Below are 18,955 nucleotides of genomic sequence, written 5' to 3'. Positions count from 1 at the left end.
TCGTCCTGCGTGGGACAGGCCACCCGCACGATCTGGCAGCCCGACGCGGTCAGCTCCGCGATCTGCTGGAGCGTGGCACCGATGTCCGAGGTACGGGTGGTGGTCATCGACTGCACGGAAACCGGGGCGTCTCCACCGACCGCCACGGAGCCGACCTGGATCTGCCGGCTCTTCCGGCGCTCGGCAACCCTGGTCGGAACGGACGGCATGCCGAGAGAAATCGCAGTCATCTGCTGTGCAACCCCAAGTCGTGGATCAAGGCCCAGGTCCCGTCTTCAGGCGGGTTCCAGGCTTCGAGATTACGGCACCGGCCCCGGCCCGAGCACTCCCCCACCGCGAACCACTCGGTGGGGGGACCCCGTCCGCCGTCAAACCCACTCGATGGAAGGCGGCCGGGAACACGACGGGGACGGCCCGGAACATATCGTCCCGGGCCGCCCCGAACCGCGTGTGACGGGAGAGCGGCTACGAGATGCGCACCGGGTTCACCACGTCCGCGATGAGGACCAGCACCGTGAAGCAGATGAAGATGCCCGCCACCACGTAGGCCACCGGCATCAGCTTCGCCACGTCGAACGGGCCCGGGTCCGGCCTGCGCAGGACCTTGGCCAGGTTGCGGCGCAGGGACTCCCACAGCGCGCCCGCGATGTGCCCGCCGTCCAGCGGCAGCAGCGGGAGCATGTTGAACAGGAACAGGGAGAGGTTGAAGCCCGCGACCAGCATCACGGCCATGGCCAGCTGCTGCGAGGCCGGGATGTCGAGGGTGAAGATCTCACCGCCGACCCGGGCCGCGCCGACCACGCCCATGGGCGAGTCGGGCTCGCGCGGGGCGCCGTCGAAGGCGGCGTCCCACAGAGCCGGGATCTTGCCGGGCAGGGCGGCGATGGAGTCGACGGCCTCGCCCACCCGGTCGGTCATCCAGGACACGGAGTCGCCGAAGTCCTGCTTGACGACGCCGGTGGCCGCGCTGAAGCCGAGGAATCCGGCCTTGATGTACTCGCCCTGGACGTAGGTCCCGTCGGAGTCCTTCTTGGCGACCTGGTTGGTGGCGATCGTCGTGTGCAGGGTCAGTTCCTTGCCGCCCCGGTCCACGACGATGGCCACCTCCTTGCCGGCGCTGACCCGGATCAGGTCGGAGAGCGTGTTCCAGTCGTCCGTCCTCTCCCCGGCGAAGGAGACGATCTTGTCGCCCGGCTTCATGCCCGCGGCCGCGGCCGGGGAGGCCGGGTCGGTCGACCTGCACTCGTCGCGGTTCTGGCTCTGCGAGATGACGCAGGGGGAGATCGAGCTGACGGTGGTGGTCTGCTGCTGGATGCCGAAGCCCATCAGGACGGTGAGGAACAGGCCCACCGCGAGCACCAGGTTCATGAAGGGGCCCGCGAACATCACGATGACCCGTTTCCACGGCTTGCGCGTGTAGAACATGCGCGTCTCGTCGCCCGGCTGGAGCTCCTCGTAGGCGGCCGAGCGGGCGTCCTCGATCATCCCGCGCCAGGGTGAGGTGGAACGGGCCGTGATCCGGCCGTCGTCGCCCGGCGGGAACATGCCGATCATCCGGATGTAGCCGCCGAAGGGGATCGCCTTGACGCCGTACTCGGTCTCGCCCTTCTTGCGCGAGAAGATCGTCGGGCCGAAGCCGACCATGTACTGCGGCACCCGGATGCCGAAGAGCTTGGCCGTGGACAGGTGTCCCAGCTCGTGCCAGGCGATCGAGACCAGCAGGCCGACCGCGAAGACGACTATGCCGAGGATCATCATCAGGGCTGTCATGCACGCGCCTCCGCGATAGCCGTCAGTTCCTGGGACCGGGCCCGTGCCCAGGTCTCCGCTTCGAGGACGTCCGACACGGTGAGTGAAGTTCCCGTCGCCGGCGTGCCGTGCTCCTGCACGACCCGGGTGACGGTCTCCATGATCCCGTTGAACGGCAGCGCGCCCTTGCGGAACGCCTCCACACACTCCTCGTTGGCGGCATTGAACACCGCCGGGGCCGTGCCCGCGAGCTCGCCCACGTGCCGGGCGAGATTCACCGAGGGGAAGGCCTCGTCGTCGAGCGGGAAGAACTCCCACGTCGACGCGGTACTCCAGTCGAAGGCGGGCGCCGCGTCGGGGACCCGCCGGGGCCAGCCCAGACCGACGGCGATCGGCCCTCGCATGTCGGGGGGCGTCGCCTGCGCCAGCGTCGATCCGTCCGTGAACTCCACCATCGAGTGGACATACGACTGAGGATGCACGACCACCTCAATGCGGTCGAAGGGAATGTCGTAGAGGAGGTGCGCCTCGATGACCTCCAGTCCCTTGTTGACCAGGGTCGCGGAGTTGATCGTGATCACGGGGCCCATGGACCAGGTGGGGTGGGCGAGGGCCTCCTCGACGGTCACGTTCGCCAGCTGCTGCTTGGTGCGGCCGCGGAAGGGGCCTCCCGAGGCGGTGACGACCAGCTTGCGCACGTCCGCGCGGGTGCCGGCGGCGAGTGCCTGGAAGAGGGCCGCGTGCTCGGAGTCCACCGGGATGATCTGGCCGGGCTCGGCGAGCGCCTTGACCAGCGGGCCGCCGACGATGAGCGACTCCTTGTTGGCGAGCGCGAGGGTGCGGCCCGCCCGCAGGGCGGCGAGGGTGGGCGCCAGGCCGATGGAGCCGGTGATGCCGTTGAGGACGGTGTGGCAGTCGGAGGCGGCGAGCAAGGTGGCGGCCTCCGGGCCGGCCAGGATCTCGGGGAGCGGCTCCCCCGTCCCGTACGCGGCGGCGAGGGCCTCGCGCAGGGCCGCCACGACGTCCTCGCGGGCGACCGCGACGGTCCGCACCCGCAGCCTGCGGGCCTGCTCGGCGAGGAGGGCGACCCGGCCGCCGTTGGCGGACAGGCCGGTCACCCGGAAGCGGTCCGGGTTGCGCAGCACGAGGTCGATGGCCTGGGTGCCGATCGAACCGGTGGAGCCGAGGATCACCACGTCCTTCGGGCCGTCGCCCGCGACCGGGTCGTAGACGAGGTGCGGGTCGGCGAGGGGGGCTGGACTGTCGCTCATCCCCCCATTGTTGCCGCACCGGATGCGCGGCAGGACCGGGGTGTCCCCCCAGGAGGGTCCACCGGTCGCGCACGCCCCACCCCGCACGACCGGACGTGGTCGACCGTGTGCATTTCACATCGTCAGCTGTACGGAGTTTTCCGCACAGATTTCCATACAGATCATTTGGCCTATTTCGTTGGCACTTCACCTACCTGGGCCGCTAACTTTCGGCCCAGGATCTGCGGATCGATCGGGGGGACGTCCGCCTGGCTGGTCTCGCGCAGCATCTCCGCCCCGGTGTTCACCCGTCGGCTGCTCGCGCAGGAGCCGGGCTTCGGCACCCTGGCGCCGTCCCAGCTGGACGCGGCCTCCCGGGTGCTGACGTTCCGGCTGGGCCATGTGCAGCGCCGGCGGCTGCTGTGGGTGGTGTCCACCGACGGGCCCAGCCAGTTCACCGACGAGCGGACGGTGCGGGTGGGCGTCAGCGAGGAGCCCGCCCGGGAGCTGGCGACCACCATCGGCCTGGAGGCGAAGCTGGACATCCCGTTCCTCGCCGCGCAGGCCAGCGCGCAGTGGTCCCGGCTCACCCGGTCGACCATCTCGGTGAACACGGAGTCCGAGTTCACCCGGACGCTGTCGTACGACGTCCCCGAGGGCGGTCTGGACATCGCGCTGTGGCAGCTGGAGTCGCAGCTCGTCAGGCTGCTGGAGCTGCGGGCCGGCGCCGCCCTGCCGCCGGATCCGCTGCCGCCCTGGGTCGAGCCGGCGGCGACCGCGCGGGCCAGGAGCCGGGTGATCACCGTTCCCACGAACGTGGTCCGGGTGCTGACCAGGAGGGCACCCGGGGGCGGGGGCGACGCCGCCGGGACGTGAGTCCGCGCACCGTGGCGGGCTCACGTCCCGGCGCCCGCTCAGCGCACGGGCCGGTGGACGTTCGTCCGCTCGCTGGGGCCCGGTGTGGTGTCGGCGATCCAGGGACCGTCCCCGGACGGGTCGACGATGCCGTGCTCCAGCCATTCGTAGGTGCCGGACATGACGCCCTTGACGACCTTGCCGTCCACGTCGTCGGTGTTGCTCCACAGCCGGCCGAACAGCTCGTCGACGCGGATCCGGGACTGGCGGCAGAAGGCGTCGGCGAGCTGGTAGGCCTCCCGGCCGTTCTCGCCGCGCGAGCGCAGCATCTCGGCGCGCACACAGGCGGCGCTCATCGCGAACAGCTCCGCGCCGATGTCGACGATCCGGCCGAGGAACGCCTGCTTCGTCTCCATCCGGCCCTGCCAGCGGGACATGGCGTAGAACGTGGAGCGGGCGAGCTTGCGGGAGTGCCGCTCGACGTGCCGCAGATGCGGCGAGAGATCGATCCCGTGCTTGAACTCAGCGTAGGAGGAGGGCAGTTGGCCCGGACCCGCGACCAGCTTCGGCAGCCACTTGGCGTAGAAGACGCCCGCGTTCGCGCCCGCCTTCGCCTTGTCCTGGAGGGACTTGTCGGGGTCGATGAGGTCACCGGCGACCGAGAGGTGGGCGTCGACGGCCTCACGGGCGATGAGGAGATGCATGATCTCCGTCGAGCCCTCGAAGATGCGGTTGATCCGCAGGTCGCGCAGGACCTGCTCGGCGGGGACGGCCTTCTCGCCCCGGGCGGCCAGCGAGGCCGCCGTCTCGAAGCCGCGGCCGCCGCGGATCTGGACCAGCTCGTCGGCCATGCGCCAGCCCAGCTCGGAGGCGATGAGCTTGGCCAGCGCGCCCTCGATCCGGATGTCGTTGCGGTCCTCGTCCGCCATCTGCGAGGAGAGGTCGAGCACCGCCTCCAGGGCGAAGGTGGTCGCCGCGATGAAGCTGATCTTCGTGCCCACGGCCTCGTGGCGGGCGATCGGCCTGCCCCACTGCTCGCGGGCCGCGGACCACTCGCGGGCGATCTTCAGCGACCACTTGCCCGCCGCCACGCAGGACGCGGGCAGCGAGAGCCGGCCCGTGTTGAGCGTGGTCAGGGCGATCTTCAGGCCCACGCCCTCGGGGCCGATGCGGTTCGCGGCCGGGACCCGCACCTGGTGGAAGCGGGTCACACCGTTCTCGATGCCGCGCAGGCCCATGAAGGCGTTGCGGTTCTCGACGGTGATGCCGGGCGAGTCCGCCTCCACGACGAAGGCGGTGATGCCGCCCTTGTGGCCCTCGCTCTTCGGCACCCGGGCCATCACGACCAGCAGGTCGGCCACCACGCCGTTGGTGGTCCACAGCTTCACGCCGTCGAGGATGTAGTCGTCCCCGTCCGGCACCGCGCTCGTCGCGAGCCGCGCCGGGTCGGAGCCGACGTCCGGCTCGGTGAGGAGGAAGGCGCTGATGTCGGTGCGGGCGCAGCGCGGCAGGAACCGCTGCTTCTGTTCCGGGGTGCCGAACAGCTTGAGCGGCTGCGGCACGCCGATGGACTGGTGCGCCGAGAGCAGCACGCCGACCGCGGGGCTGGCCGAGCCCACCAGGGCCAGCGCCTTGTTGTAGTAGACCTGGGTGAGGCCGAGGCCACCGTACTTGGGGTCGATCTTCATGCCGAGGGCGCCGAGCTCCTTGAGCCCGTTGATCACCTCGTCGGGGATGCGGGCCTCACGCTCGATGAGGGCCGAGTCCACCTTCGTCTCGCAGAAGGCGCGGAGTTTCGTCAGGAACTGCTCACCGCGCCGGACGGCCTCGTCGGTGGGCAGCGGATGGGGGTGGATGAGGTCCAGCCGGAAGCGGCCGAGGAACAGTTCCTTGCCGAAGCTGGGTTTGCGCCAGTCCTGCTCCCGGGCTGCCTCGGCGACCTGGCGCGCCTCGCGCTCGGTGACAGTGGGTTTCTTGAGGGGTGGTGCGGACATGAGGCTCACCTCGCCGCGAATCGGGATCTCGGGCCACATTGGTTACCGATGGGTGCTACCCGATCGTTGGTACCCGATCCGGGGCGAGGTGGCCACCCCACGCGCGTGCGTCCGGCGGGTACCGGCCGGGCGGGGATCCGGTCCGGGCCGCCCGTTCCCTCGAAGGGCCCGGCACCGGCTCGGCCGACGGGGAGGCCACCGTCGTCGAGGCGGAGCTTGCGCCGAACGAGTGGTGGCCGCGGGAGCCGGAAAAGCTTGCCGTACTCTTCTCCACCAATCCCCCACAACTCGCTGTCGAAGCGCTTCGACAACCTATGGACACCCACTCCCGCTGGAGCTACTGTCGAACCACCCTCACCCGCCCCTGTTCGCCCTGCGCACTGTCGAAGCGCTTCACAAAAAGCTTGGAGAGCTGGATGGTCACCCTCGCCGAGGTCGCCCAGCACGCCGGAGTCTCGGCGAGCACGGTGAGCTATGTCCTCAGTGGCAAGCGGTCCATCTCCACGACCACCCGGCAGCGGGTCGAGCAGAGCATCCGGGAGCTCGGCTACCACCCGAACGCGGGCGCCCGCGCCCTGGCCAGCAGCAGGTCGAACATCGTCGCGCTGATGATCCCGCTGCGCACCGACATGTACGTGCCGGTGATGATGGAGATCGCCATCGCGGTGGCCACCACCGCGCGGACCTACGGGTACGACGTCCTGCTGCTGACCGGCGAGGAGGGTCCCGACGCCGTCCGCCGCGTCACCGGCAGCGGGCTCGCCGACGCGATGATCCTGATGGACGTCGAACTCGACGACGAGCGGCTGCCGCTGCTGCGCTCCACCGACCAGCCGTCCGTGCTCATCGGGCTGCCCGCCGACACCTCCGGTCTGACCTGCGTCGATCTGGACTTCGCGGCGACCGGCGCGCTGTGCGTGGAGCACCTGGCGATGCTGGGGCACCGTGACATCGCTGTCATCGGCGAGGCGCCGGCCGTCTACGAACGGCACACCGGCTTCGCCGAGCGCACGCTCGACGGTCTCCGCCACCGGGCGAAGGAGCTGGGCCTGCGGCTGCTGCACCGCCCGTGCGAGGGCGGGTACGACGCGATGGCCGTGACCCTGGCCCGGGTCCTCGACGAGCGTCCGGGCACCACCGGTTTCGTCGTGCAGAACGAGTCGGCGGTCGAGCCGCTGCTCGCGCTGCTGCGCCAGCAGGGACGGGCCGTGCCCGAGGACGTGTCGGTGGTGGCCATCTGCCCCGACCAGGTCGCCGTCCAGGCCTCGGTGCGGCTGACGTCGGTCGCCATCCCCGCGCAGGAGATGGGCCGGCACGCCGTGGAACGCCTCGTCGCCAAGCTGGAGGGGCACGGCGGCGACGAGGTCGTGCTGATCGCTCCCGAGCTGACCGTCCGGGCGAGCACGGGACCGGCGCCCACCGCCTCCTGAACCACCCTGCCACCCCGCCTTTTCCGTCGTCGCGCCCGTTGCCAGGGCACCGCCATGTCTGCACTCCTTCAAGGAGCACCTCACATGAACCAGCCTGCCGAGAACCAGCCTCAGGTCAGCCTCGCGCAGTCGTCGCCCACGGTCGGCACCTTCCGTGAGCACGGCGGCGCACTGGAGTGGAGCGGCCGCCAGGAGACCCTGCGGGTCGAGCCGTGGGGTCCGGACGCCGTCCGCGTGCGCGCCCGGCTGGGCGGGCCGATCCTCGAAGGGCTGCCGGGCGCGCTGCTCGACGAGCCGCCGGCCGCCGAGAGCAGCGTCAAGATCACCGACGCCGAGGGGCGGCTGACCGTCGGCGCCCTCACCGTCGAGGTGGACGCCGAGGGCATGATCAGGTTCCTGCGGACGGACGACCGCGCCGAGATCCTCGCCGAGGAGCGCGCCCACTTCTGGTGGCCGGGCACCCGCCTGTACACGGCCGTCGGCAACGGCCACCACCGCCTGGAACAGCGCTTCGCCGCCTACGACGACGAGAAGCTGTACGGCCTGGGCCAGCACCAGCACGGCCGCCTCGACCAGAAGGGCCTGGTCGTGGACCTGGTCCAGCGCAACGCCGAGGTGAGCATCCCGGTGCTCACCTCGAGCCGCGGCTACACCCTGCTGTGGAACAACCCGGCGATCGGCCGGGTCGAACTGGCCGGCAACGGCACCCGCTGGGTCGCGGACTCGGCCCGGCAGATCGACTACTGGATCACCGCAGGCACCCCGGCCGACGCCCAGCGCCGCTACAGCGCGGCCACCGGCCGCACGCCGATGCTGCCGGAGTGGGCGGCGGGCTTCTGGCAGTGCAAGCTGCGCTACCGCACCCAGGACGAACTCCTCGGCGTGGCACGGGAGTACAAGCGCCGGGGGCTGCCGCTCGACGTCATCGTCTGCGACTTCTTCCACTGGACCCACCTGGGCGACTGGAAGTTCGACCTCGCCGAGTGGCCCGACCCGGCGGCGATGGTCCGTGAACTCGACGACATGGGCGTCAAGTTGGCGGTGAGCGTCTGGCCGTCGGTGTCGCCGCTGAGCGAGAACCATCCGGTGCTGGAGCAGCGCGGCTATTTCATCGGCACCCAGTACGGCCCGATGGCCCACGCCGACTGGCCGGACAAGGGCGTCGCGTCGACGGTCCAGGTGGCGTTCTACGACGCGACGAATCCCGGCGCCCGGGAGTTCGTGTGGTCGAAGGTCCGCGACAACTACCTGACCCCGTACGGGATCACGGCGTTCTGGCTGGACGCCTGCGAGCCCGAGCTGAAGCCCGGCTTCCAGGAGAACCTGCGCTACTGGGCGGGACCGGGCCTGGAGGTCGGCAACAGCTACCCGGCCGAGAACTCCCGCACCTTCTACGAGGGTCTGCGCGCCGCGGGCGAGAACGAGATCATCAGTCTCAACCGCTCGGCGTGGGCGGGCAGCCAGCGCTACGGCGCCGCCCTGTGGTCCGGTGACATCGGCACCGACTTCGCGACCCTGCGCCGGCAGATCGCGGCGGGCCTGAACACCGCGCTGTCGGGCATCCCGTGGTGGAACACCGACATCGGCGGCTTCCACGGCGGCGACCCGGGCGACCCGGCGTACCGGGAGGTGATGGTCCGCTGGTTCCAGTTCGGCGCGCTGTCCCCGCTGATGCGGCTGCACGGCTTCCGCGACCCGGGCATGCCGCTGGGCCCGGACATGACCGGCGGCCCGAACGAGGTGTGGTCGTACGGCGAGGAGGCCGGCGCGGTCCTGGAGAAGTACCTGCGGCTGCGCGAGCGGCTCAAGCCGTACGTGCTGCGCGTGATGCGGGAGGCCCACGAGGAGGGGCTGCCGCCGATGCGGCCGCTGTTCCTGGAGTTCCCGGACGACCACGCGGCCTGGTCGGTGGACGACTCCTACCTCTTCGGCCGGGACCTGCTCGTCGCCCCGGTGCTGACGGCGGGCGCCACGGCCCGCACGGCCTACCTGCCGGCGGGCGCGGCCTGGACGGACGCGTGGACGGGTGAGACGTACGAGGGCGGCGCGGCCGTGACGGTCGACGCCCCGCTGGACCGCCTCCCGCTGTTCCTGCGGGACGGCGCGCGGCTGCCGGTGACGGAGTAGCCGCGCGGGGAGGGGAACACGGGCGGCCGGTCCCGGCTCAGGGGAGGGACCGGCCGCCCGCGGAAACCTCCGGCGCCGGCGCACTCCCGTCACGGAAAGGGGCGCCCGTGAGGCGCCCGTGCACGTCCTGAGGCTCGCGGGCCGGGGCCGACCGGACGCGGGAACGCCGGCCGGCCCCGGCCCCGGCGTCAGCTGCTGCTGACCGTGAGGTTGTTGGTCACGAAGTCCAGCCCGCCGGAGGACGAGGTGATCTCATATCCGAACTGCACGTCGCCGATGGTCTCGTTGCCGAACCAGCCCTTCGTGTCCTTGATCCACTTGAGGATCGGCAGAATGCTGACGGTGCCGGACGACGAGTCGGACGTGCGCAGGAACGAGAACACCTCGTTCGCGCCGTTGTCGCCCTTGTAGACGGTCCAGGTGTGGCCGCCGAGGGTGACGTTGCCCTGCGAGGTGCCGAGCGGACCGACGGCGCCGTTGTAGTTCACCCAGAGCATGATCTCGTAGTCGTAGTCCGTGTCCCAGATGTCGTACGACGTGTTGTAGGCGCCGGACGACGGGACCGTGACGTTGTAGCTGCTGGACAGCGAACCGAGCGAGGTGATCGTCTTGTTGATCACCTTCTTGGAGTTGGGGTACGACTTGATGCCGCCGGTGTTCGGGTGGTTGGCCCAGACGCCCCAGTTGGTACCGGAGTTGGCCCAGACGCACTGGCTGCCGGCGCCGGAGCCCCAGATGTTGTTGTAGAGCGTGTAGCCGTTCAGGCTGGTGTTGCCCCACTGGTCGCAGGAGTTCCAGACGGCGGCCTGGGCGGGGGCTGCGGCGAGTCCGACGGTCGCGCCGAGGGCGAGCGCCGGGGCCAGCAGGGCTGTGCCGACCCTGCTCGGCATGCGTGTTGCCATGGTGTCCCTTCCATGGGTGGGGGGAGTCACCACGTCCCCGAGGTGAGGACGTGGTCTTCTCCGGCGACCAGGTCGAGCGGCGATGCGCCGCCGGAGGAAGTCCGGACTTCGATGCGGTGACCGCGTCGCGGCCGCAGGACGGCCCGGGCGCCGCCGGGGCCCCAGGTGAGGTCGATCTCGGCGCCGAACCGGGTCCGCACGCCCCGCAGTTCGCCCGACACGAGCGCCGGGGGGAGAGCGGGCAGCAGGACCAGCCGGTCGGGGGTCGACTGGACGAGCATCTCGATCAGCACGGCCGGGAGGGTGTGCGCGGCGTCGGCGTTGTACACGTCGCGGCGCGGGTAGTGGGAGCTCATCAGGGAGGCGTGGAAGAAGTCGCCGTCCAGGACCTCGCCGAGGGCGTGGGCGGCCCGCCGCCCGTCCCGGAGACGGGCCGCGATCAGCGCGTGGTGCAGGTGGCCGTGCGCGGAGTCGTTCTCGGCGCCGCGCAGTTCCAGGGCGCGCAGAGCGGCGGCGGCCGTCCGCGGGGTGTCGTAGGGGTTGATCTCGTCGAGGGGCCAGACGCCGTAGAGGTGGCTCAGATGACGGTGCTCGTAGGTGTCGCCGAGGCCGGGCCCGGCCCATTCGGCGAGGGCGCCGTCGGCGTTGATGCGGTGCGGCGGGAGGCGGTCGGCGAGGGCACGCCAGCGGTCGGCGTCGGCGGAGTCCGGGTGGTGACCGGCGGCCGTCAGCAGCGCGTGCCGGGCCGCCGAGAGGTCCATCGCCGCGTTCACGGCGCCCCAGCTGCCGCCCGTGGGCCGGTTCTCCGGCGAGTAGGAGGGGACGACGACGAGCGGCCCGTCGGGGTCGCCGGGGTCGGTGCGGGTGAGGAAGTCCTCGTAGAAGCGGGCGACCTCGGCGAGGGCGGCGGCGGTGCGCGGGTCGCGTTCGCCGCGGGTCGCGTCGTGGTCGACGAGGGGTTTGAGCAGCCAGTCGGCGCCGGCCGTCCACAGGTGGAGCGGGTATTCGCGGCTGAAGTGGTAGGTCAGCCCGGACTCGCCGTCGGAGTGCGCGGGCGCGACCACGCCCCGGGCGCCGAAGACCGCGCGGGCGTTCTCCCGCCAGTCGTCGAGCTGCCGGTGGATCAGGGAGGCCAGCGCCTCGGTGACCTCCGGCAGCGCGCCGGCGGCGGCGGAGGCCGTCTGGAGGTTGACGTTGGCGTCGTTGGTGAACGCCCCCGCCCAGGCGGTGTCCCAGTCGCCCGTCCACAGTCCCGGCAGCCGGGGCGGGTTGAGCCCGGAGGAGGAGAGGAGGTGGTAGCGCCCCGCCGCGAAGAGACGCTCGAGCAGCGCCCTGCTGCGGGGCCGCTCCAGCAGCTCGGAGCCGGGGAGCCCGCGCTCGTCGGGCTCCGCGTGCAGGTCGAGGCTGACGCGCTCGTAGGCGGTGCGGTGCAGCGGGAGGTGGCGGGCGAGCAGATCGTCGTAGCGGTGCGGCAGCTCGCTCAGGGCGCGCTGTTCCCCGGTGACGTCCAGTTCGCCGGTGTGCCTGCGGACCCGGGTGAGCAGCAGCACGGACTCCGCGCCGGTCACCCGCACCCCGGGGTGGACGAGCCGGGTGCGGCCGCCGGTGACGACGACGAGGGTCACGCCCGTGTACGCGCGGTCGCTGCCGGGGTAGCGGGCGCGCAGGGTCAGCAGCGCGCCGCCCGGGGTGAGGACGGACCCCTGGCCGACGGCGAGGTCGGCGGGGGCGCCCGGCAGCCGGTGGTCCAGCCGGATGTCCAGGTCCGGGCCGGTGGCCTCGTGGACGATCACGTCGTCGGCGCGGGAGACGAAGAGCCGGCCGGCGCCGCCCGCGCAGCTCGCGGCGGTCTCGCCGGTGGTGAAGTCGACGGACCGCATGAGCCCACGGCGCGGCTCGTCCGAGGGCGCTGTCAGCCGTATCAGGAAGGCCGGGTGGAAGGGCTGGACCCACTGCAGGGGCCGGTGGTCGGTGAAGTGCTCGGCGGCATCCCCCTGCCCGGCCAGCAACTTGTCCTGGAGCGCCGCGAGTTCGGCGGCGAGTTCCGGCGGACGGGCGTGTTCCGCGCCGTTGGGACGGACCAGGGTGTGATGGGTGACGACGACCCGCTCGTCGTACGGATCACCGGACATGAGGGTGCCGTGCCGCCCGTTGCCGCTGAGGAAGGCGTCCTCCCAGCGGTCGGCGGGCCGGTGCTCGTGGGTTCCGTGCACGGGACGGCCGGTGCCCGGGAGGCCGGGACGCGCACGGGGCGCGGAGGCGGTCATGGTCGCAGCACCGCCACGCCGTAGCGGCCCAGGGTGATCTCGTCGGTGCAGGGCTTCCCGGTCAGCAGGTCGTGCCGGGTACCCGGGAGCGCGACGGTCACCGGCTCGCGGCCGTGGTGGAGCAGGAACAGCAGCTCTCCCCGGCGTACCGCCTCGACCTCCGGCGGGAGGCCTTCGAGGACGGGGCGGGCGCCCGCGTCGGCGGCGATGCGGGCGAGCAGCGCGCGGAGGGCCTCGGGTTCGGGGAGGGTGGAGACGTACCAGGCGCGGTCCTTGCGCAGGACGGCGGGCAGCCCGTCGAGTTCGCCGCCCCGGTAGACGGCTTCCACCGCGTCCGGTTCGGCTTCCAGCTCCTCCGACCACAGGGTCCCGCGGAACCCGTCGGTCACGACGTCCTCGCCGGGCTCCAGCGGCCACCACTCGTGCAGGGTCCGGATGCCGAACAGCTCCCGCAGGCGGGCGTCCATCCCGCCGGGGCGGACCCGGTCGTCCTGGTCGGCCACCCCGGTCAGGAAGCCGGTCACGAGGGCGCCGCCGCCGCGGACGTGGGCCAGCAGATTGTCGATCGCCGCGTCCGTCATCGCGTACAGCTGCGGGACGACGACCAGCCGGTAGCCGCCGAGGTCGTGCTCGGGGTGGGCGAAGTCGGCGGTGAGGTGGGCTTCGCACAGGGCGCGGTGCCAGGCGTGCAGGACGGCCGCGTGGTCGACGTGGGTGGAGGGGCGGCCGTCCTGGGAGCCGGCCCACCAGGCGTGCCAGTCGTGCAGGATCACGATGTCCGCGCGGATCCGGCTGCCGCTCACCTCGGGGCCGATCGCGGCGAGTTCGGCGCCGAGCCGCTTGACCTCCTGGAAGGCGCGGCCCCGCTCCCCCGCGTGGCCGACCATCCCGGAGTGGAACTTCTCGGCGCCCTGCCGGGACTGGCGCCACTGGAAGTAGCAGACGGCGTCCGCGCCGCGGGCCACGGCCTGGAGCGACCAGAGCCGGTTGAGGCCCGGCGGCTTGGGGTGGTTCACTCCGCGCCAGTTGACCGGTCCCGCCGCCTGTTCCATCAGCATCCAGGGGCCGCGCGCCTGGGAACGGGTCAGGTCCTGCACGAGGGCCCCGTGCCGGGCGCCCTGCGGGTCGCGCGGGTCCGGGTACAGGTCGACGGAGACGACGTCCTCCTCCTCGGCCCAGCGCCAGGTGTCCTGACCGAAGAAGAGCGGCATGAAGTTGGTGGTGACCGGGAGGTGCGGGGTGTGCCGGGCGACGATGTCCCGTTCGGCGAGGTAGCACTCCAGGAGCATGTCTGAGGTGAAGCGCCTGAAGTCCAGCACCTGGGCGGGGTTCTTCAGGTAGTGGGTGCGGCGGGCGGGCAGCACGGACTCCCAGCTGTCGTGGCGCTGGCTCCAGAAGTCCGTGCCCCAGGCGGTGTTGAGGGCGTCCAGGGTGCCGTACCGCGCGCGCAGCCAGCGGCGGAAGGCGACGGCCGCCTCGTCGCCGTGATCGGCCGTGCAGTACTCGTTGTTGATGTGCCACATCGTGAGGGCGGGGTGGCCGCCGTAGCGGGCGGCCAGGTCCTCGGTGATGGCGGCCGCGTACCGTCGGTAGGTGGCGCTGGAGTGCGAGAAGTGCTGCCGTCCGCCCCACCACTCGACATCGCCGTTCTCGTCGCGGGGCAGGGTGTCCGGGTGCAGCCGGCCCAGCCACGGGGGCGGGGCGGAGGTGGGGGTGGCGAGGACGACGCCGACGCCGTTCGCGTGCATCAGGTCCATCAGCGTGTCGAGCCAGCCGAACTCCCGTGCCCCCGGCTCGGGTTCGAGCCTGGACCAGGAGAAGACGCCGAGGGTGACCGAGTTGACGCCGGCGTCCCGCATGAGCCGGACGTCCTCGTGCCAGGTCTCCTCGGGCCACTGCTCGGGGTTGTAGTCGCCGCCGAAGAGGATCCGGCCGCGGGTGGCGTCGGCGAGCGAGGGCCGGTGGGCGGCGGTCATCGGACGGGCTCCCCGTACTGGATGCCCCGCCCGTTGGTGGCGATGTACACCCGGCCGTGGATGCGCGGGTCGGCGGCGAGAGCCGCGCCGATCCAGCCCCACTGGTGCCGGTCGTCGTTGATCCGCACCCAGGTCTTCGCGCCGTCGTCGGAGCGGTACACGGCGGTGATCGCCTCGGTGGAGCCGACCAGGTAGACCGCCGGGTACGCGGCGCCCTCGGCGGCCTTGCCGAAGGCCAGCGTGGAGGAGGCCCGGCAGCTGGTCAGCTTGGCGAAACCCGCGCCGCCGTCGGTCGATCGGTACAGGCCGTTCCCCTTGGTGCTCAGCCACAGGTCGCCGGAGCGCCCCGGGGCCGCGGCGAGCTGGAACTGGCTGTCTCCCGAGGGCAGCCCGCCCGCCCGCGCGGTGAAGGTGAGGCCGGCGTCGGCACTGGCGAACAGGGTTCCGGTGTCGGTGTCGTACGCGTAGAAGCGTGCCGGGTCGGCCGGGTCGGCGAGCGGGGTGGCGCCCTTGGGGAAGGAGGGGACCTCCGACCAGGTCGCCCCGTTGTCCGCGGAACGCCGGGCGGGGTACTTGGTGCCGTCCCAGTGCACGAAGGTCCACAGCAGGACACTGCCGTCGGCGTTCACGGCGATGGGCCCCGGCGCGTTCACGGCGAGGTCGGGCTGGGCGGCGAAGGGCGCCCAGGATCTGCCGCCGTCGGCCGACCAGGCGCCGTTGCCGTGGTCGCCCCAGCCGGTGCGGACGACGTACGACGGTTTGTCCGCGGCCTGCGCGAGTCCCGTCACCGTGCCGAACACGGGGTTCGTCGCCATGCCCCGGGACGGTGAGGCCGTGAGCCGCTCGTGGTACATCACCCCGACGTCCCCGAGGCCGCTGATCAGGTGCGCCTCCCCGGTCGGGGGCGAGATCAGCTGGCGTACGGAGGCCTCCTCCAGGCCGCGGGTCCGCGGGGCCCAGTGCTTCAGGTCCCGGGTGCCGTAGAGCGTGGCGCCGGTGCCGAAGACGACGTGCTCGGAGTCGTACGGGTCGACGGCGACGGCCTGGATCCACCAGCCGAACTTGGGGGTTTCGGTGCCGAAGGTGAGGAACGGGGTCTCGGACACGTCGAGGACCGCCGTGTCCTTGAGGGAGGTCCAGGTGCGGCCGCCGTCCGTGGTCCGGTACAGGGTGTCGACCGCCGCCCAGCGGTTGTTGGTGGAGACGACGACGGTGCCGGGGCGCCGGGCGTCCACGGCGGCTCCGCCGTAGCCGAAGGTGTCTCCGGGCGCGGGCCGGACCGGGGTGACGTCGGTCCATCTGCCGCTCGCGGTCGCCAGCTTGTGCACGCTGCCGTCCGCCTGGCCGTTGGGCCCCGGCGCGTCGGCGTACGTCACGTACAGTTCGCGGGTGTGACGGTCGTAGGCGGCGCGGACGGGCACCTTCGCGAAGGCGCCGGCGGGCCGGCCGGGGACGGCCTCCCAGGTGGCGCCGTCGGCGGTCCGGTACAGGTTGGCCGTCGTCCCGTCGGAGTCGCCCCAGCCGGCGTAGAGGGTGCGGCCCGCGGCGACGAGCAGGGTGACGCCCTGGCCGCTCGCGCCCGGGGCGCCCGGGAAGCCGGTGACCGCCGCCCAGGTGGCGCCCCGGTCGGTGGACCTGAGGAGGCCGTCGTGGCGGGTCCCCAGCCACAGGGTGTCGCTGTCCCGCGGGTCGACCAGCAGCCGCTCCCCCGCTCCCCGGCCGTCCTCGTTGCCGCCGAGCTTCACGGCGAGGTCGCTGCGGCTCCAGGTGGCGCCGCGGTCCTCGGAGCGCAGCACGGCCCCGTTGCCCGCCCAGGACTGGGCGTACGCGCCGAGGGCGAGGTAGAGGCGGTCGGGGTGCGCGGGGTCGACGGCGAGGGCCTCGACGCCGAGGAGGTTCCAGTCGTCCCAGCCGAGATGGTCGGTGAGCGGGGTCCAGCGGGCCGTGCGGTCGTCCCAGCGGTAGGCGCCGCCGATGTCGGTACGGGCGTAGGCGAGACCGCGGACGGCCGGGTGGAAGAGCACGCCGGTGACGAATCCGGTGCCGCCGATCACGGCGTTGCGCCAGCGGTAGCCTCCGGCGGTCGTGCCGGGTCGCGTCGGTGCGGCTTGGGCTCGGTTGTAAGTGCCTGGGAGTGCGGTGAGCGTGGCGGCGCCTGCGGTGCTGGTGAGGAGGGTGCGGCGGGTGGGGTGCATGTTGGGGTACCTCGGTGGGTGAAGGCCAATGGGTCCGGGGTGTGTCGTTCGTGTGCGGGTGGTGGGGGCTGGTCGCGCAGTTCCCCGCGCCCCTGGCAGGGCCGGTCGCGCCGGCCCTGCCAGGGGCGCGGGGCTGTTTCGTCCTGCGGCTCCGCCGCGCGGACGCGGCCGACCACGGCGAACCCTCGGCCGCCGTAGCTCCCGCGCTCCGGACGCCGGAGGTCAGCCCTTGACGGCCCCCGTCAGCATCCCCTTCTTGAAGTGCTTCTGGACGAACGGGGACAGCACCGCCACCGGCAGCAGCGCCAGCACCATGACCGCCATCTGCACGGCCAGTCCCGACAGCTGCCCCGTCTTGATCGCCTGCCCCAGCCCGACCGGCGCCTCCTGCTTCTGCACCAGCTGGATCATGACGTTCTGCAGCGGCATCATGTCCTGGTCGTTGAGGTACAGCGACGCGTTGAACCAGGCGCTCCAGTACCCGACGGCGTAGAACAGCGTGATGACGGCCAGCACCGCCCTGGACAGCGGCATGACGATCTGCCAGAGGATGCGGAGGTCGCCCGCCCCGTCGATCCGCGCGCTGTCGATGAGCTCCTGCGAGATCCCCATGAAGAAGCCGCGCAGGACCAGGATGTTGAACACGCTGATCGCGCTCGGCAGGATCAGCGCGAGATAGGTGTCCATCAGGCCCAGGGACTGCACCAGGAGGTAGGTGGGGATCAGGCCCGCGCTGAAGAACATCGTCGCCAGCAGGACCATCAGGATCCAGCGGTGCCCGAGCGAGCCCGAACGGGAGAGGCCGTAGGCGCACAGGACGGAGACGCCCATCGAGAAGAGCGTGCCGACGAGGGTGATCAGGACGCTGATCACCGCGGCGCGGGTGACCTGTCCGCCGCTGAGCAGCTCCCGGTAGGCGATGAAGGTGATCCCCTTGGGCACCATCACCAGGCCGCCGGCCTCGTCGATGGTCTTCCGCGAGGAGAGGCTGGTGACGAGGACGATCCACAGCGGGAAGAGGATCGCCAGGCAGGCGAAGGACAGGGCGATGCCCTTGCCCGCGAGGCCGGCCCTGCTGGGCTCCTCCTCCCACGCGGGTCTGGGTGGCGCCGCCCACCGGCCGGGTGTGCGCACGGGTTCGTCCATCACGGCGGTCACTTCTGGTACACCCCCTGCTCGCCCATCAGATGGGCCACCTTGTTCGCGACGAGCACCAGTCCGAGGCTGATGACGCCCTTGATCAGACCTGCGGCGGCCGCGTAGCCGAAGTCCTGGTTGCGGACGCCGTTCCACCACACGAAGGTGTCGAGGACCTCCGAGGCGCCCGGTCCGACCGCGTCGCGCTGGAGCAGGATCTGTTCGAAGCCGACCGTCAGCGCGTCGCCCACCCGCAGCACCAGCAGCAGCGCGATCACCGGTCGCAGGGCCGGAAGCGTCACGTGCCACATGCGGCGCCAGCGGTTCGCGCCGTCCATCGCGGCCGCCTCGTACAGGTCGGGGTTGACCGAGGCCAGCGCGGCGAGGAAGACGATGATGCCCCAGCCGGCGTCCTTCCAGACGCTCTGCGCGGTGATCAGGAACTTGAAGGTCTCCGGGTCCGTCATGATGTCGATGCCGTCGTACCCGTGCTGCCGCAGCAGCTGCGAGAGGATTCCCGCACCGCCGAACAGCTGCTGGAACACGGCGATCACCAGCACCCAGGAGAAGAAGTGCGGCAGGTAGAGGATCGCCTGCGACACCGCCCGGACCCGGGGCCTGACCACGCTGTTGATGAGCAGCGCCAGCCCGATCGGGATCGGGAAGTACAGCACCAGCTGGAGGAAGAACAGCACCAGGGTGTTCCGGACGGCCTCCCAGAAGGCCGAGTCCTCGAAGAGCCGCTGGAAGTTCTCCAGGCCCACCCAGGGGCTGTGGAAGAGGGCGACGACCCCGTTGTCGCTGATGTAGGGGTCGTAGTCCTGGAAGGCGACCACGTTGCCGAGGATCGGCACGTAGTTGAAGAGCAGGATGAGGACGACCGCCGGGAGCGTCATCAGCAGCAGGACGCGGTCCCGTCTGAGCCTGACCCGCAGACCCAGCTTCGCGGAGGGCCGTTTCCCCCGGTGGCCGGTGGCGCCGCCGGGCGCCACCGGGGTCCTTCCCGTCTCGTCGGCCTCGGCCCTGCTCCGAGGCACCGTGCTGTGCGACACGGTCGTTCTCCTCGCCTCGCT

13 protein-coding genes are annotated in these 18,955 nt (G+C 71.7%); 3 read left to right on the top strand and 10 right to left on the bottom strand.

The features are described from left to right. From J2X68_RS21920 to dxr, 3 genes are all read right to left on the bottom strand, one after another. A partial coding sequence (locus tag J2X68_RS21920; RefSeq protein WP_310434220.1) for a flavodoxin-dependent (E)-4-hydroxy-3-methylbut-2-enyl-diphosphate synthase occupies positions 1 to 230 on the bottom strand: 230 nt, incomplete at its 3' end. Positions 231 to 465: 235 nt separating this feature from the next. After that, on the bottom strand, positions 466 to 1,770 hold the full coding sequence (locus tag J2X68_RS21915) for a site-2 protease family protein (RefSeq protein WP_310434219.1): 1,305 nt from the start codon (positions 1,768 to 1,770) through the stop codon (positions 466 to 468). Then, on the bottom strand, positions 1,767 to 3,020 hold the full coding sequence (gene dxr, locus J2X68_RS21910) for a 1-deoxy-D-xylulose-5-phosphate reductoisomerase (protein WP_310434218.1): 1,254 nt from the start codon (positions 3,018 to 3,020) through the stop codon (positions 1,767 to 1,769). The genes J2X68_RS21915 and dxr overlap by 4 nt, the downstream gene beginning before the upstream one ends. Before the next feature lie 279 nt (positions 3,021 to 3,299). Between dxr and J2X68_RS21905 the strand changes: the two genes are divergently transcribed. Then, on the top strand, positions 3,300 to 3,875 hold the full coding sequence (locus J2X68_RS21905) for a hypothetical protein (protein WP_310434217.1): 576 nt from the start codon (positions 3,300 to 3,302) through the stop codon (positions 3,873 to 3,875). A 38-nt stretch (positions 3,876 to 3,913) separates the two neighbouring features. On the opposite strand, the gene J2X68_RS21900 is transcribed toward J2X68_RS21905, so the two are convergent. Next, on the bottom strand, positions 3,914 to 5,848 hold the full coding sequence (locus J2X68_RS21900; protein WP_310434216.1) for an acyl-CoA dehydrogenase family protein: 1,935 nt from the start codon (positions 5,846 to 5,848) through the stop codon (positions 3,914 to 3,916). A 416-nt stretch (positions 5,849 to 6,264) separates the two neighbouring features. Here J2X68_RS21900 and J2X68_RS21895 point away from each other — a divergent pair, with 416 nt between their 5' ends. Further along, the gene (locus J2X68_RS21895) at positions 6,265 to 7,278 is read left to right on the top strand and encodes a LacI family DNA-binding transcriptional regulator (protein ID WP_310434229.1); all 1,014 of its coding nucleotides are present in this window, start codon (positions 6,265 to 6,267) and stop codon (positions 7,276 to 7,278) included. A gap of 84 nt (positions 7,279 to 7,362) precedes the next feature. Then, positions 7,363 to 9,405, top strand: coding sequence for a TIM-barrel domain-containing protein (locus J2X68_RS21890; RefSeq protein WP_310434215.1), 2,043 nt, complete (start codon positions 7,363 to 7,365; stop codon positions 9,403 to 9,405). 188 nt (positions 9,406 to 9,593) lie between these two features. Here J2X68_RS21890 and J2X68_RS21885 read toward each other — a convergent pair whose 3' ends face one another. The 6 genes from J2X68_RS21885 to J2X68_RS21860 form a co-directional block, all read right to left on the bottom strand. Beyond that, entirely contained in the window at positions 9,594 to 10,307 is a 714-nt protein-coding gene (locus tag J2X68_RS21885) for a GH12 family glycosyl hydrolase domain-containing protein (protein WP_310434214.1), read from the bottom strand. A gap of 26 nt (positions 10,308 to 10,333) precedes the next feature. Next, positions 10,334 to 12,574, bottom strand: a complete 2,241-nt coding sequence (locus J2X68_RS21880) for a glycosyl hydrolase family 95 catalytic domain-containing protein (RefSeq protein ID WP_310434213.1) — start codon at positions 12,572 to 12,574, stop codon at positions 10,334 to 10,336. Beyond that, positions 12,571 to 14,550, bottom strand: coding sequence for a beta-galactosidase (locus tag J2X68_RS21875; RefSeq protein WP_310434212.1), 1,980 nt, complete (start codon positions 14,548 to 14,550; stop codon positions 12,571 to 12,573). Before J2X68_RS21875 ends, J2X68_RS21880 begins: the two co-directional genes overlap by 4 nt. Next, positions 14,547 to 16,745, bottom strand: coding sequence for a 1,4-beta-glucanase (locus J2X68_RS21870; protein ID WP_310434211.1), 2,199 nt, complete (start codon positions 16,743 to 16,745; stop codon positions 14,547 to 14,549). The genes J2X68_RS21875 and J2X68_RS21870 overlap by 4 nt, the downstream gene beginning before the upstream one ends. A 222-nt stretch (positions 16,746 to 16,967) precedes the next feature. Continuing rightward, positions 16,968 to 17,903: a carbohydrate ABC transporter permease gene (locus J2X68_RS21865; RefSeq protein ID WP_310434210.1), complete on the bottom strand. Its 936-nt coding sequence runs from the start codon at positions 17,901 to 17,903 to the stop codon at positions 16,968 to 16,970. After that, complete coding sequence (locus J2X68_RS21860) at positions 17,900 to 18,934, bottom strand: ABC transporter permease subunit (RefSeq protein ID WP_310434209.1); 1,035 nt, start codon at positions 18,932 to 18,934, stop codon at positions 17,900 to 17,902. Before J2X68_RS21860 ends, J2X68_RS21865 begins: the two co-directional genes overlap by 4 nt. Positions 18,935 to 18,955: the final 21 nt, after the last annotated feature.

The organism is Streptomyces sp. 3330 (assembly GCF_031456635.1).
GTDB lineage: Bacteria > Actinomycetota > Actinomycetes > Streptomycetales > Streptomycetaceae > Streptomyces.
The sequence above is the reverse complement of the archived record's forward strand: the minus strand, read 5'-3'. Positions and strand labels throughout refer to the sequence as shown.

What these genes read in the sequence shown, in the direction of transcription:
- J2X68_RS21900 (WP_310434216.1), bottom strand. Translation starts at nt 5,848, where the DNA reads ATGTCCGCACCACCCCTCAAGAAACCCACTGTCACCGAGCGCGAGGCG.
- J2X68_RS21890 (WP_310434215.1), top strand. Translation starts at nt 7,363, where the DNA reads ATGAACCAGCCTGCCGAGAACCAGCCTCAGGTCAGCCTCGCGCAGTCG.
- J2X68_RS21885 (WP_310434214.1), bottom strand. Translation starts at nt 10,307, where the DNA reads ATGGCAACACGCATGCCGAGCAGGGTCGGCACAGCCCTGCTGGCCCCG.
- J2X68_RS21870 (WP_310434211.1), bottom strand. Translation starts at nt 16,745, where the DNA reads ATGCACCCCACCCGCCGCACCCTCCTCACCAGCACCGCAGGCGCCGCC.
- J2X68_RS21880 (WP_310434213.1), bottom strand. Translation starts at nt 12,574, where the DNA reads ATGACCGCCTCCGCGCCCCGTGCGCGTCCCGGCCTCCCGGGCACCGGC.
- J2X68_RS21875 (WP_310434212.1), bottom strand. Translation starts at nt 14,550, where the DNA reads ATGACCGCCGCCCACCGGCCCTCGCTCGCCGACGCCACCCGCGGCCGG.
- J2X68_RS21915 (WP_310434219.1), bottom strand. Translation starts at nt 1,770, where the DNA reads ATGACAGCCCTGATGATGATCCTCGGCATAGTCGTCTTCGCGGTCGGC.
- dxr (WP_310434218.1), bottom strand. Translation starts at nt 3,020, where the DNA reads ATGAGCGACAGTCCAGCCCCCCTCGCCGACCCGCACCTCGTCTACGAC.
- J2X68_RS21895 (WP_310434229.1), top strand. Translation starts at nt 6,265, where the DNA reads ATGGTCACCCTCGCCGAGGTCGCCCAGCACGCCGGAGTCTCGGCGAGC.